Source organism: Cryobacterium sp. MP_M3, assembly GCF_015752155.1.
GTDB lineage: Bacteria > Actinomycetota > Actinomycetes > Actinomycetales > Microbacteriaceae > Cryobacterium.
In genome coordinates this window covers 91,067-104,876 of record NZ_JADOVI010000010.1, presented here as the reverse complement: position 1 = coordinate 104,876, position 13,810 = coordinate 91,067, and the positions used below count along the sequence as shown (strand labels likewise).

The 13,810-nt window shown below is 64.2% G+C and carries 13 protein-coding genes; 5 read left to right on the top strand and 8 right to left on the bottom strand.

Translation table 11 applies throughout. The features are described from left to right. The first annotated feature begins 122 nt into the window (after positions 1-122). The 4 genes from trxB (at position 123) to IWX89_RS12565 (ending at position 3,931) form a co-directional block, all read left to right on the top strand. The gene (gene trxB / locus IWX89_RS12580) at positions 123-1,097 is read left to right on the top strand and encodes a thioredoxin-disulfide reductase (protein ID WP_196903895.1); all 975 of its coding nucleotides are present in this window, start codon (positions 123-125) and stop codon (positions 1,095-1,097) included. A gap of 11 nt (positions 1,098-1,108) precedes the next feature. Then, positions 1,109-1,432, top strand: a complete 324-nt coding sequence (gene trxA / locus IWX89_RS12575) for a thioredoxin (RefSeq protein WP_134507586.1) — start codon at positions 1,109-1,111, stop codon at positions 1,430-1,432. A 182-nt stretch (positions 1,433-1,614) separates the two neighbouring features. Beyond that, positions 1,615-2,934, top strand: a complete 1,320-nt coding sequence (locus tag IWX89_RS12570; protein ID WP_196903894.1) for a PLP-dependent aminotransferase family protein — start codon at positions 1,615-1,617, stop codon at positions 2,932-2,934. 40 nt (positions 2,935-2,974) lie between these two features. Continuing rightward, positions 2,975-3,931 (top strand): D-alanine--D-alanine ligase, encoded by a 957-nt coding sequence (locus IWX89_RS12565; protein WP_196903893.1) that lies wholly within the window; start codon positions 2,975-2,977, stop codon positions 3,929-3,931. A gap of 2,875 nt (positions 3,932-6,806) precedes the next feature. Here IWX89_RS12565 and IWX89_RS12560 read toward each other — a convergent pair. The 8 genes from IWX89_RS12560 to rpmH form a co-directional block, all read right to left on the bottom strand. After that, entirely contained in the window at positions 6,807-7,766 is a 960-nt protein-coding gene (locus IWX89_RS12560; RefSeq protein WP_196903892.1) for a ParB/RepB/Spo0J family partition protein, read from the bottom strand. After that, positions 7,766-8,704 (bottom strand): ParA family protein, encoded by a 939-nt coding sequence (locus IWX89_RS12555; protein WP_307836544.1) that lies wholly within the window; start codon positions 8,702-8,704, stop codon positions 7,766-7,768. Before IWX89_RS12555 ends, IWX89_RS12560 begins: the two co-directional genes overlap by 1 nt. Positions 8,705-8,789: 85 nt before the next feature. Continuing rightward, positions 8,790-9,419 (bottom strand): 16S rRNA (guanine(527)-N(7))-methyltransferase RsmG, encoded by a 630-nt coding sequence (rsmG, locus tag IWX89_RS12550; RefSeq protein WP_374220515.1) that lies wholly within the window; start codon positions 9,417-9,419, stop codon positions 8,790-8,792. A gap of 14 nt (positions 9,420-9,433) precedes the next feature. Continuing rightward, the gene (locus IWX89_RS12545; RefSeq protein WP_196903891.1) at positions 9,434-9,949 is read right to left on the bottom strand and encodes a R3H domain-containing nucleic acid-binding protein; all 516 of its coding nucleotides are present in this window, start codon (positions 9,947-9,949) and stop codon (positions 9,434-9,436) included. An 18-nt stretch (positions 9,950-9,967) separates the two neighbouring features. Next, entirely contained in the window at positions 9,968-10,939 is a 972-nt protein-coding gene (yidC, locus tag IWX89_RS12540; RefSeq protein ID WP_196903890.1) for a membrane protein insertase YidC, read from the bottom strand. Positions 10,940-10,947: 8 nt separating this feature from the next. Further along, complete coding sequence (gene yidD / locus IWX89_RS12535) at positions 10,948-11,259, bottom strand: membrane protein insertion efficiency factor YidD (RefSeq protein WP_196903888.1); 312 nt, start codon at positions 11,257-11,259, stop codon at positions 10,948-10,950. 6 nt (positions 11,260-11,265) lie between these two features. Beyond that, on the bottom strand, positions 11,266-11,649 hold the full coding sequence (gene rnpA, locus IWX89_RS12530; protein ID WP_196903887.1) for a ribonuclease P protein component: 384 nt from the start codon (positions 11,647-11,649) through the stop codon (positions 11,266-11,268). Between the two features lie 8 nt (positions 11,650-11,657). Further along, complete coding sequence (gene rpmH / locus IWX89_RS12525; RefSeq protein ID WP_134507576.1) at positions 11,658-11,795, bottom strand: 50S ribosomal protein L34; 138 nt, start codon at positions 11,793-11,795, stop codon at positions 11,658-11,660. A gap of 396 nt (positions 11,796-12,191) precedes the next feature. Between rpmH and dnaA the strand changes: the two genes are divergently transcribed. Beyond that, the gene (gene dnaA / locus IWX89_RS12520; protein ID WP_196903885.1) at positions 12,192-13,607 is read left to right on the top strand and encodes a chromosomal replication initiator protein DnaA; all 1,416 of its coding nucleotides are present in this window, start codon (positions 12,192-12,194) and stop codon (positions 13,605-13,607) included. Positions 13,608-13,810: the final 203 nt, after the last annotated feature.

The following is a 13,810-nucleotide window of genomic DNA, read 5'->3' as shown; positions in this document are numbered from 1 at the left end:
CGGCTGTGTGCGCGCTGTGGACGCAGCCGGGGCGCGGAATAGCATCCGATTAGGATGTGTTGTACCCGGCAGCGAGGCAAGTCACCACTGCCCTGCCCCCACCAGTCGAAGGAGTTCCCCGCGTGCGCCAGATCATCATCATCGGCTCAGGACCGGCCGGTTTCACGGCCGCCATCTACGCCGCACGCGCCAACCTCAAGCCCCTGCTGATCGCCAGCTCCGTCGAGGCCGGCGGTGAACTGATGAACACGACCGAGGTCGAGAACTTCCCCGGGTTCCCCGAGGGCATCCAGGGCCCGGAACTGATGGCCAAGATGCAGGAGCAGGCCGAACGCTTCGGCACCGAGGTCGTCTACGACGACGTCACGGAACTCGAACTGACCGGGCCGACCAAGACCGTCACGCTCGGTTCCGGCGAGACCCACGAGGCCCTGGCCGTGATCTTCGCCACCGGTTCCGCATACCGCAAGCTCGGCCTTCCCGACGAAGAACGCCTGTCCGGTCGAGGTGTCTCCTGGTGTGCAACCTGCGATGGATTCTTCTTCAAGGAGAAGACCATCGCCGTGATCGGCGGCGGTGACTCAGCCATGGAGGAAGCCACCTTCCTGACCCGATTCGCCAGCAAGGTCTATGTCGTGCACCGCAAAGACACGCTCCGTGCCTCGAAGATCATGCAGGAGCGGGCATTCGCCAACCCGAAGATTGAATTCGTCTGGAACTCCGCGGTCGTCGGCATCACCGGCGCCGAAGCCGTCGACGGCTTGCGCCTGCGCAACACCGTGTCCGGGGAGGAGACCAGTCTCCCGGTCGGCGGCGTCTTCGTCGCCATCGGCAACGACCCGCGCACGCACCTCGTGCACGCCCAGCTCGACCTGACCCCCGAGGGCACCATCGCCGTCGCCGGCCGCTCGTCCAAGACCAGCCAGACCGGCGTCTTCGCCGCCGGCGACGTCATCGACCCGACCTACCGCCAGGCCGTGACGGCCGCCGCATCCGGCACCGTCGCCGCGCTCGACGCCGAGCACTACCTCGCCTCCCTTCCCGCGGACCTGCTGGCTGACGCCGGCGAGACCGAACTCGTAACAGTCACCAACTAAGGAGCAACTACATGTCTGCACGCGCCGTTACCGACGCGACTTTCGACCAGGAAGTCATCAACAACGAAAAGACCGTTCTGGTCGACTTCTGGGCCGAGTGGTGTGGCCCGTGTCGCGCCGTCAGCCCGATCCTCGACCAGATCGCGAGTGAGAACGCCGACAAGATCGACATCGTCAAGCTCAACGTCGACGACTTCCCGGCCCTGGCCGCGAAGTACCAGATCACCTCCATCCCCGCGATGAAGGTGTTCCAGAAGGGTGAGGTCGTCAAGACCGTCATCGGCGCCAAGCCCAAGGTCGCCCTCGTGGCCGACCTGGCCGCATACCTGGCCTAGGCCTCTCATCGGCCGCCAGGCCGACACGCCTGAAGACCCGCCCGGCACCAGCCGGGCGGGTCTTGTCATACCCGGGTTCCGCCCTGGCCCGACTGGCCCTGTACGCTCGCGGGAAGGCGTCGCGAGGACGGGCCTCCGCGTGACACCGCCTACGATTGAAGCCACACCAGAACGGAAGTGACGTGACAGGACAGGGTTCACCCCAGACCGGCAACAATCTCGACCCGTGGTACCACCACTACGCCGAGCGAGCCGCGGGGCTGCGCGCCTCCGAGGTCAGGGCCCTCTTCGCCGTGGCCTCCCGCCCCGAGGTGGTCTCCCTCGCCGGTGGCATGCCGTTCGTGGCGGCCCTGCCGCCCGACCTCGTGATCAACGCCATGGGCCGCGTCATGCGCGAACAGGGCCCCACGGCGCTGCAATACGGATCCGGTCAGGGCGTTCCCGTTCTTCGGGAGCAGATCCTCGAGGTGATGGCACTGGAAGGCATCCGAGCCCACGCCGATGACGTGGTCGTCACGACCGGCTCCCAGCACGCCCTGGAGCTCGTCAGCAAACTCTTCCTCGACCCGGGCGACGTCGTGCTCTCCGAGGGCCCCAGCTACGTCACCGCCATGGTGATCTTCAAGTCGTACCAGGCCGAGGTCGACCATGTCCCCATGGACGAGCACGGCCTCATCCCGGCGGCACTGCGGGAGCACATCACCAGCGTTCGGGCAGCCGGCAAGACGATCAAGTTCCTCTACACGATCCCGAACTTCCACAACCCGGCCGGCGTGACCCTGAGCTGGGCCCGTCGCGTCGAGATCCTGGAGATCTGCCGCCGGAACGACATCCTCGTGCTCGAAGACAACCCGTACGGCCTCCTCTACTTCGACCAGCCGGCCCCGGATGCGATGCGTTCCCTCGAACAAGACGGCGTCGTCTACCTGGGCACCTTCTCCAAGACCCTCGCCCCTGGCTTCCGCGTGGGCTGGGCGCTCGCGCCCCACGCCATCCGTGAGAAGCTCGTGCTCGCCAATGAAGCCGCAGTGCTCTCGCCGAGTTCCTTCAGCCAGCTCGTGATCTCCGAATACCTCTCCAGCGCCGACTGGAAGGGCCAGATCAACACCTTCCGGGGCGTCTACCACGAGCGGAAGAACGCCCTGCTCAGCGCCCTGGACGAGTACCTGCCCGAGTTGACCTGGACCAATCCGAACGGCGGCTTCTACGTCTGGGTGACCCTTCCCGACCGCCTCGACTCGAAGGCCATGCTTCCGCGGGCCGTCAAGGAGCTCGTGGCGTACACGCCAGGCACGGCGTTCTTCGCGGACGGCGATGGACGCCAGAACATGCGCCTATCCTTCTGCTATCCGACACCGGAACATATCCGAATTGGCATACGTCGCCTGGCCACGGTGATCCGCGATGAACTCGACCTTCTCGATACCTTTGCGGGGACCGGATCCTTGAATCCGCTCCGGGAGAACTCGCGGTTCAGTTCGCCGCCACCCGACATCTCCTAGACCACGACCCCACCGGACAGAGCAAGGAAAAACCCTGATCATGAGCGAATTAGCGGCACTTGATATCATCGTCCTCGCCGGGGGGATCTCGCACGAACGCGACGTCTCACTCCGTTCCGGACGTCGGGTCGCGGACGCCCTCACGAGCCGGGGACACACCGTGACCGTACTCGACCCGCAGGCCGGTCTGCTCGCCGACCTCACGCACCGCCACCCCGACGTGATCTGGCCGGTCGTGCACGGTGCGACCGGCGAAGACGGCGCTCTCCTCGCTCTCCTTGAGACGACCGGGATACCTCACGTCGGTTCGCGAGGCGGACCTGCGGCACTCGCCTGGTCCAAGCCGACGGCGAAGGAACTCGTGCGGCGGGCCGGTTTCCCGACGCCCGACTGGATCGCCCTGTCCAAAGAAACTTTCCGCGACCTCGGCGCCGCGAGCGTGCTCGAACACGTCCTCTCCGCGCTGCCCACCCCCTTGGTCGTCAAGCCCGCGGAAGGCGGTTCAGCCCAGGGCGTCACCATCGTCGAGACCTCGGCAGAGCTGCCGCGCGCGATGGTCGACGCGTACACCTATGCGTCCATCGCGCTCGTGGAAGAGAAGGTCACCGGCACCGAACTCGCCGTGACCGTGATCGACACGGGTGACGGACCCACCGCGCTTCCGGCCGTGGAAATCGTCCCACTCGTCGGCGTCTACAGTTTCGAGGCAAGGTACAACGCCGGCGACACCCTCTTCTACACCCCCGCCCGGATCTCTCCTGAGACGGCCGCCCGGGTCGCCGAAACCGCCGTAGCCGTGCACGCACTCCTCGGCCTCCGACACATCTCCCGGATCGACCTCATCGTCGACGACGACGGCACCCCCTGGTTCCTCGAGGCCAACGTCCTCCCCGGCCTGACCGAGACCAGCCTGGTCCCGCAGACGATCGAGGCATCGGGGCAGTCACTCGGTTCGGTCTACGAAGCACTCGCCCGCGCGGCACTCGCCGAGAGCTGAGGACCCTCGATCTCCGACTGGTTTCACGTGAAACATTCACGGTCATCGGTCGACGACCAAGGGCTCCTCGACGACGGCTCACTTTTCACCCGGAACAGGCAGATAAAGTCCTCAAAAGAGCGATTTTCACGTCGTCAGGATCGATCCTATGACCAGTTCCGGGATTCCGTGCCGGGCGTTTTTCGCCCATTATCGACCCCAAATCAGCTCTCCGCTGAGCATTCCCCAGCTTCCCAGCCAGAGAGGCACCCCCGGGCGAATTCGGAGGGCGAGGTGTCCTGTCCACCGGAACACACCCCGGGGACGTCTCGCACGTCACTCCGCACTCATTCCTATGTGAAAGCCCCGCCCCTGGGTCGACGTTTGGCCTGCCGAGTGTCGTGCCGGTCCGAGTCGCGCGGGGGACTCAACGGGTGGGACCGACTCTGAGGGTGCGATGATATGGCGAATACTCCGTGGTGAAACGTGCACTCAGTCGGCCAGCACCTTCCGGACGACGGAACCACTCACCGGCCAAAACCCCCAGGCGATCGCCCGGCCCTGCTCCTACGCATCGTCGATGACGTGCCGGCACCGGCAGTGACGTTGAGACTCCTGTGCGGCGCCGCCGGAGCGCCGGGCCGACTACACGAGTGACCGGGAGATCCGACGGGGAACCGCGCTGGGCCTGGTGGACGGCTTTCACAGCGTACCCGCCGTCTGACCGTCCTGGTTCTGGACCCTAACCGATAGGCCGCAGCGTCCGTCCGGTGGTCCGCAGGAGAGGACTGCGCGGTCCTGATGGATTCCCGGGACCGACGTTTCACGTGAAACATGATCCTCTCCGCCAACCCTGGCCCTGATGATCCTCTCACCGGCGCAGCCGGGCAGAGAGGCTTCCGACGCCCTGCAGTCCCCGCACATGCTGACAGAAGGCACAGGTGGCACCCGCCGCCCGAATCAGAAGCTGATCCAATCCCCGGGCTATAAACTCCCGCGCACACTCCCGCGCATACCGAAGCCTTCGACGTCACCAAGGTCACCAAGGTCACCGGGGCCTCCGCGGTCACCGAAGCCACCTTCACAGGTCACATCGGGAGGCGCGCCACGGCCTGGTAATCCGCCGGTGCTCGCGCGACGACCTGCGCGATGACAGCCACCGCAGCCGTCCAGACGCCTCACGACCACATTCGGCCTCAGCGCGACCGAGAACCGCGTCCACGCCTGCCTGGTGAGGCCGCAGAGTGAAACCACACCTGAGTGGATCACCCAACAGCACGTGCACGGGCACTGGCACTGGCACTGGCGACAAGCGCCTCCCGGACACCGATGACACCGGCGTGGCGCGCATATCCTGCCGAATCCTCCGTCTATCTCAAGGGAGGACCGTGTGGCTCACAGATGCACCGGTTGGGGAGTGAGCGCAGACCCCGACCCTCGCGGGCCATCGCGGTTCGGCCGGAGCTGAGTAACAGGCGACAGCTCCCGTACGGCCCCTTGACCATCGAGCCGGGCAACAACAACGTTTCACGTGAAACATCGCATGAGCACCAGGTACTCTGCTCCGCGGACTCAGCCGGACCCTGCGCTGCACACTCTGTCGGCGACTCACCCATGCCCACAAATGGCGTGACCGCTCCTCGGCGTCACTCGCCGCTGCCGAATGTGTCCCCCTGCGTTGTCGCACCGGCTAGCCGGACTCTCCAGCCGCTCATACAACCGTGACGGCTCACGGTCCGCCGGCTGCGGGAACCCCGCTGTCAAAGGCACCGGACGTTGCCCGGCGATGGTTGTGCTCCTCGGACGCCACGAGCGTCCTCCTCGTCTTTCCCGGATAGTGCCCTCTCCACCCCACCGACACTGCCTGGCGTTGCTGCTGCTGCTGCTGCTGCTGCTGCTGCTGCGTGGATATCACCGCACTCGTTATTGCGCCCCTCAGGGCGTCGACTGCGTTCTCCCCACGCAGGCGGGAGACTCCGCCTCGCCAGCGAGGACAACAATCGACCGGGCAAGCGACTCGACCAGACGGCAACTCCACGCATCGACCGGCGTTCATCCCGCCGGCCACCCAGCCCCCGCACCGACCATCTCACACTGCTGCGAGGAGCCGTATCGGTTGTGCTCACCCTGTCTCCGTCGATTGCCTCACCGACGTACGCTCACGTCGCCGAGCACCGCCCCCAGCTCGCGAACCCGGAACAACACCAACACCGGCAGCACCGGCACCCACCGCCCGATGAATGGGGGAGAGGGAACGAAGAGCTGTCACGTGCAGCCTGAGCTAAGCCCTGCTCCGCGGCGAGGGTGCACCGGGCGCCCGTCCGCCTCGAGTGCCGCTGCCTCGCTTCCGCCTCACGGACTCACTCGCCCCCTGGTCCCAGTCCGCTCCGAGTTCCATGACGTTGCAGACCAGGCCTCAGACGAACAAGTGTTGGCAGGCATTTCACGCTTCACGGGACTGACTCGCCACGCGCACCCACCGGAGGGTGCTGCGCACGACCCCGGTATCTCTGAAGCGTCACGCCCCAACGACACTGCCGCCCCGAGCACCGACCCCACGTTTCACGTGAAACTACCTGACGGGCTGGCCCAACCGGACACCCGCAACCACGAACAGGCGCACTCATTGACCCGCGCAGGCATGGACCCGCGCAGGCATGGACCGGCGCAGTCACGGGGCTGGGGGAGTGGGGCAGTGGGAGGGCGCGCTCGAGAGTAACAACGGTGGGGGAGTGGGCCGAATGGATGACAGCGGCAAAGCGGCAACGCGGCAGAGAGGGAGACAACGAGCATCGCAAGTCGTGGCCGGCTCCCAGAGGCTCCCGTTGCCGATTCCGACGCGAAATCCCGCAGGAGCACAAACAAGCCGGTCAAGGTACCTAACGGCCCCGAACGATCAGCTCGCGCCGAAACCAGGTTCGCCGATAACGCCCAGAATCCGGTTCAGGTCTCCAATTGTTGCAAAATCCACTGTGATCTGGCCTTTTCGTGCGCCCAGATGAATCTTGACCCGGGTGTCGAGGCGATCGCCGAGGTGCTCGGCGATCTCGTCGAGGTGCCCCTGGCGGCGGCCTGCCGCCGGCTTCGCCTTCGTGGGGCTAGGCTCCGCCGTGGCGGCCGCCTCAGCGGCGCGAACGGACAGATCCTCGTTGACGATCTTGTCGGCGAGCCTCAGCATCCCCTCAGGGTCACCGACCGAGAGAATGGCCCGGGCATGACCGGCCGTGAGCACACCGGCCGCGACGCGAAGCTGCACCGGCTCCGGCAGCTTCAACAGACGGATGGTATTCGTGATCTGCGGGCGCGAGCGGCCGATCTTGAGCGCGAGTTCGTCCTGGGTGATGCCGAAATCGGCCAGCAACTGCTGGTACGCCGATGCCTCCTCGAGGGGATTGAGCTGCGCGCGGTGCAGGTTCTCCAGCAGCGCGTCGCGCAGCATGTCGACATCCGCTGTCTCGCGAACGATGGCCGGGATCGTGTCGAGTCCGACCTCTTTGGTGGCACGGAGCCTGCGCTCACCCATGACGAGTTCGTACTTGCCCGGCAGCTCCGGGATCGGCCGCACCACGATCGGCTGCAGAACGCCCACCTCACGGATGCTGTGGACCAGTTCGGCCAGATCGCTCTCGTCGAAGACGCTCCGGGGCTGGTGCGCGTTCGGCACGATGTCCGCAGGATCGAGGTGGGCCAGCCGCGCTCCCGGTACAGGAAGGAGGTCCTGCGGCTCCACTGTTTCGACCGGCCGCAGTGCCTCGGAATAGGGGAAGAACACGTCGACCGGTCGGGCCAGCGTGGGGTCGTCTTGAATGGGGATCAGGGCGCCAATGCCGCGGCCGAGGCCTGTTCTCTTCGCCATCAGAGTCGTTCTCCTGTCTGGGGGGCGCCCCGCCGGGCGATTTCCGCTGCTGCTTCAAGGTAGGAGAGTGATCCTGCGGAGTTCAGGTCGTAACTGATGACGCTCTGGCCGTAGCTCGGGGCCTCAGAAACACGCACGGAGCGGGGAATCAGCGTGTCGAGCACCTGGTTCGGGAAGTGATCCCGCACATCCTGCGCCACCTGGTTGGCCAGGTTGGTGCGGCTGTCGTACATCGTGAGCAGAATCGTCGACACGGTCAGGTCGGGGTTCAGGTGCTTCTCGATCAGTTCAATGTTCTTGAGGAGCTGGCTGAGCCCCTCGAGTGCGTAGTACTCACACTGGATCGGAATGAGCACCTCCTGCGCGGCCACGAAAGCGTTGATCGTGAGAAGACCCAACGAGGGCGGGCAGTCGATGAAGACGTAGTCGTAAGGATCATCCATCGTCTTCAGGTGCACCGCGAGGGCGCGGCTGAGGCGTTGTTCCCTGGCGACGAGGGAGACCAGCTCGATTTCGGCACCGGCAAGATGAATGGTCGCGGGAACGCAATACAGCGAACCGACCTCCGGGCTCTCCTGAACGACACCGGCCAGATCCACGTCATTGACGATGACGTCATAGACGCTGGGAGTCTCCGCTCGATGCTCGACGCCGAGTGCCGTCGACGCATTGCCCTGAGGGTCGAGGTCGATCACCAGAACACGGGCGCCCTGCCGTGCGAGCGCCGCCGCGAGGTTCACTGCGGTCGTGGTCTTGCCGACGCCACCCTTCTGGTTAGAGATGGTGATCACGCGGGTCTGCTCGGGCTTAGGCAGCTGCTCGGCCGCGATCACCTGTCGACGACGAGTCAGCTCGGAGATCTCGCGCGCCAGGGGAGTGGTGTCGTCGAACCCTGGGGCGGTCTTGGTGCCTTGCTGGTTTTCGCCAGGATGTTTCACGTGAAACCTTTGCAGTCGACGGTTAATGAGCCATCCAGAGGCCCCGAGTCTGCCCGTCAATGAGTCTCAGGCGGAAATTCGGGGACTAATCAACTGTAGCCCTAATGACCCTTGTGACGTCCGGAAGCACACCCTCGCCGAGGGTGATTACCTCCACATTGCCGAGATGATACTTGCGAATGGCCTTCGCCGCGGCTTCGATCTCGCCCTGAGCCCCCGCTCCCTTCATCAGCACCAGCTCTCCACCCGGCCGAAGCAGGGGAGCGGTCAAGGGAATCAGGGTGCGGAACGCACTCACCGCCCGCGCGGTGACCTGGTCGAGGCGCTGGGGGAGACGCACATCTTCGGCCCGCGCCCGGGTCACTGTGGTGTTTCCCAGGCCGAGCGCGGCGACCTGCTCGGTCAGCCAGGCGACCCGCCGCTCCATCGGTTCGATCAGCACGAAGGACACGTCCGGCCGGGCGATGGCCAGGACCAGGCCGGGCAACCCCGCCCCCGAACCGACGTCTCCGACCAGGCCGGGGCGCAACAGGGGAGCGACGATCGCGCAGTTGAGGATGTGACGGCTCCAGAGCCGGGGAAGCTCTAATGGGCCGATCAGCCCACGTTCTTCGCCCTGGTCGGCGAGGTTCCGAGCGAAGGCTCGGGCGACATCGATCCGTTCTCCGAACAGATCGGCGGCCACGGCCGGCTCGGCCTCAAGGATCCCAATCACAGTGTCGCGGGCAGTCAGGAAGCGGAGATGACCGTGTGGCGGTCGCGGCCCTCGCCCTTGGACTCGGAGACGAACCCGGCCTCGGAGACCAGGTCGTGCACGCGCTTGCGTTCGTAGGACGACATCGCCGGCAGGGATGCCTCGGCCGCCCCGCCCTCGATGCGCTCGATCGCGCGGGCAACCAGGGAGGCCAATTCGGCCTGCCGGGCATCACGCGATCCGCCGATGTCGAGGATCAACCGGGAGAACGAACCTGTCTTGTTCTGCACGGCCAGCCGGGTGAGCTCCTGGAGCGCGTTCACGGTCTCCGGCTTCGAGAGGAGCCTGAGGTTGTCGGCATCCGTCGCCTGCACGGAGAGGTAGGCCCTCCCGTTGCGCGCATCGATGTCGATGTCACCGTCGAGGTCGCAGATGTCGAGGAATTCCTCGATGTAGTCGGCGGCGATGTCCCCTTCCTTCTCGAGCTGGTCGAGGGTGGGGGAGTCATCGGCCGGGGCATCCGCGGCGATCACGTCAGTGTTCTCAGTCACGTTGGTCTTCTGTCTCTTCTACTTCTTGGGGCCGGTTTGCTTCTTGGCACGACTCTTGGCGATCGGCTGCTGGCGCTGCGGCTTCTTGGGCTCTTCGACCACGATAACGTCACCGTCGGTGGCGATGAGCTTACCCTTGCGGGCGAGACGCTCCTCACGAGCCTTGGCGGCCTCGCTTCCGGGCGTCGGCATGTTGCGGATCACCAGGAACTGCTGGGCCATCGTCCAGATATTCGAGGTCAGCCAGTAGAACATCACGCCGAGCGGGAAGGCCACACCGGAGAAGGCGAAGACGAGGGGGAGCAGGTAGAGCATGATGCGCTGCTGCTTGAACATCGGGCTCGCCTTGGTCTCCGGCGACATGTTCTTGGAGACGATCTGGAGTTGCGTGATGAACTGCGATGCCGTCATCAGGATGACCATGGTGGCCGCGATGATCATGACCGACACGTTGAAGGGGTTGCCGGCGGTCATCGCGGTCCACTGCGACGCGAAGGAGTCGTTGAGCGGGGCGTCGCCGAACAGGGTGGCCTTGCCGAAGCTCTTGGCCAGGTCGGCGTTCAGCGGGCCGACGCCGGTCTTGGCGTGCTGGGCGTCGTTGAGCACAGAGAACAGGGCGAAGAAGATCGGCATCTGCAGCAGCAGGGGCAGGCACGAGCTGAGCGGATTCGTGCCGGTGCGCTTGTAGAGCTCCATCGTCTCGCGGGACATGGCCTCACGCGAGAACTGGTCTTTCTTGCCCTTGTACTTGTCCTGGATCTTCTTGAGCTGGGGCGCGACCTCGAGCATCTTGCGCTGGCTCTTGATCTGCTTGACGAAGATGGGGATCAGGGCGGCTCGCACGACCAGGACGAGGCCCACGATGGACAGCACCCAGGTGATGCCGTCGTTGTAACCCATTCCGAAGTTGGTGAACAACCAGTGGAAGGCAACGAGCAGAAGCTCGACTCCCCATTTCAGAGGCCAGAGAATCGTACCTATGAGGTCCATACTTTGGGTCAGCCCTTTCCGTGGCTCGGTGCGACAACAAATCCAAACGACGTCACCGTGTAGCGACGCTTTCGCTTCAGGGGAACGTCATCGATCCCACCTTCGGCCCACGGATGACACCGAGCAAGCCTGCGGGCGGCCAGGGCCGATCCGACCACGAGGCCGTGTTCCTGAACGGCCCCGAGTGCGTAGGCCGAACAAGAGGGATAGTACCGGCATACGTCGCCATACAGCGGTGAAATCACCGCCCGGTACGCGCGTAGCAGAACGACTCCGACATTTCGAGGGAGTAGAACGACGGTCGCGATCGCCCTATTCATCGACGTTCATCGATTCACGGGGTTCGGTGCCGGGTCGACTCGGGGGGACACGGCGGGACGCTGGTATTTGGCCAGCGCACCCTCGACCTCTGAATACAACTCGGGCCAGGAGACATCGTTCGCCGATGGCAGGGCGCGGATGACGACATCCGTGCCCGGACGCACCGACGGCAGTAGAGAGAAACTGGCTGCTTTCAGGCGCCGTCGAACGCGGTTGCGCCTGACGGCGTTCCCGACGTTCTTCGCCACGATGAAACCGAACCGCACCGGCTCCCCATCGGGGTTCCGGCGCAGGTAGGCAACCAGGTGTGGGCCAACGACCCGCACACCACGACGAACGACCATCTTGTAGTCGTCACCGCTGGTGATGCGATTGGCCCCCGCGAGCACGAGAGTGCTTAAGCGGAAAGTTCGATGCGACCCTTACGACGGCGAGCACCGAGAATCGCGCGGCCGGCGCGGGTGCGCATGCGAAGGCGGAAGCCGTGCACCTTGGCGCGACGGCGGTTGTTCGGCTGGAACGTTCTCTTGCTCATAGTTTTGTCTCCACGTGTTAAATCTCCGCAGGCCAAAACAAGCGGCCGGGAAAGAGTGAGGTAGCCCTCGGGCTGGGGTCAACTGATTAAAACTACGGCTTCGACCTCTGCGGGTCAAACTCGAAGTCCCCAAAGGATCGATTCTGCACAAGAATTCACCTGGATTCGGCATGACACGCGCACAAGACGGCAACGAATTTTGCCTCACCGTGGCGGATTGGCTACCGTGAGGACAAGTTATCCACAGGTTTTCAACAAACCCTGAGAATTCAGCCTTATTTGCACACAGGCGGTGGATAACCTTGTGGATGCTTTGGCTGGAAGACGCGTTCAGGGACGAGCTCGTACCGCCGTCCCCGTCGCTTTGAAGGCAACAATGAGAGATAACGGGGAACCATGGCCGACGAACAACCTATCGCAGACACCTGGCGGGCAGTACTGACCAGCCTCGAGTCCGATGACACCATTACACCGATGCTTTACGGCTTCCTCAATCTGGTCGAGCCCAAGGGCATCGCGGCGGGAACCTTCTATCTCGAGGTGCCCAACGAGTTCACCGCGAGCATGCTCAATCAGCGGATGCGCGTCCCGCTCCTGACTGCCATGAGCCAGCTCTCCGAATCGACCGCGGTGTCGACCTTTTACGTGGTGGTCAACCCGGAACTGGAAAAGGAAACGATCCGCCCGGTGCAGGAGACGATGTCCCCGCCCGACGTGGACACGCCGGCCGCACCGCAATCGGTCTTCGAGAGCACCTCACCCGAACGCCCCCACGACACCCGGCTGAACAACAAGTACAGCTTCGACAACTTCGTGATCGGCCAGTCCAACCGATTCGCCCACGCCGCCGCGGTCGCGGTCGCGGAAGCACCGGCGAAGGCGTACAACCCGCTCTTCGTCTACGGGTCCTCCGGCCTGGGCAAGACCCACCTTCTGCACGCCATCGGTCACTATGCGATGAGCCTGTATCCCGGCATCCGCGTTCGCTACGTCAGTAGCGAGGAATTCACCAACGATTTCATCAACTCGATCGCGAACAACCGCGGCTCGGCCTTCCAAGCCCGGTACCGCAACATCGACATCCTGATGATCGACGACATCCAGTTCCTCCAGGGCAAGGCGGAGACGCAGGAGGCGTTCTTCCACACCTTCAATACCCTGCACGACCACAACAAGCAGGTGGTCATCACGAGCGACCTGCCGCCCAAGCACCTCACCGGGTTCGAAGACCGGATGCGGTCACGGTTCGAGTGGGGTCTGATCACCGACGTGCAGGCTCCCGACCTCGAGACGCGTATCGCCATCCTGCGCAAGAAGGCCCAGAGCGAGAAGCTGCAGGTGCCGCACGACATCCTCGAGTTCATGGCATCGAAGGTCTCGTCCAACATCCGTGAACTCGAGGGAACGCTGATCCGGGTCACCGCCTTCGCCAGCCTCAATCGCACCCCCGTCGACATGGACCTGGTCCAGACCGTGCTCAAGGACCTCATCACGCTCGACGAAGACAATGTCATCGCCCCGGTGGACATCATCACGAACACAGCGGACTACTTCAAGCTCACCGTCGACGACCTCTACGGCTCGTCCCGGTCGCAGGCCGTCGCCACCGCCCGCCAGATCGCCATGTACCTGTGCCGTGAGCTCACCAACCTCTCGCTGCCCAAGATCGGGCAGCTGTTCGGCAACCGGGATCACACCACGGTGATGTACGCGAACAAGAAGATCAGCGAGCTGATGAAGGAACGTCGCTCGATCTACAACCAGGTCACAGAGCTCACTAACCGCATCAAACAGAACCACCGCTACAAATAAGCCACAGAATCCCTCAGTTTTCACACCTGTGGAAAACCCTGTGGAAACTCTTTGGACAACAGGGTTCAACCTGTAGAAACTCCGGCGCTGCTTGTGCAAACTCGGTCGGACAGACTCGAGGCCCGACACCGCAGTGCGATTAACGCTCACAGGCTGCCAACAAGTTACATGTTTGTAGTTCCCAGTGATTCCGCGTCATCCAC

Coding starts and splice junctions, on each gene's coding strand:
- rpmH (WP_134507576.1), bottom strand. CDS start 11,795: ATGAGCAAGAGAACGTTCCAGCCGAACAACCGCCGTCGCGCCAAGGTG.
- IWX89_RS12560 (WP_196903892.1), bottom strand. CDS start 7,766: ATGGCGAAGAGAACAGGCCTCGGCCGCGGCATTGGCGCCCTGATCCCC.
- yidC (WP_196903890.1), bottom strand. CDS start 10,939: ATGGACCTCATAGGTACGATTCTCTGGCCTCTGAAATGGGGAGTCGAG.
- IWX89_RS12565 (WP_196903893.1), top strand. CDS start 2,975: ATGAGCGAATTAGCGGCACTTGATATCATCGTCCTCGCCGGGGGGATC.
- yidD (WP_196903888.1), bottom strand. CDS start 11,259: ATGAATAGGGCGATCGCGACCGTCGTTCTACTCCCTCGAAATGTCGGA.
- dnaA (WP_196903885.1), top strand. CDS start 12,192: ATGGCCGACGAACAACCTATCGCAGACACCTGGCGGGCAGTACTGACC.
- trxA (WP_134507586.1), top strand. CDS start 1,109: ATGTCTGCACGCGCCGTTACCGACGCGACTTTCGACCAGGAAGTCATC.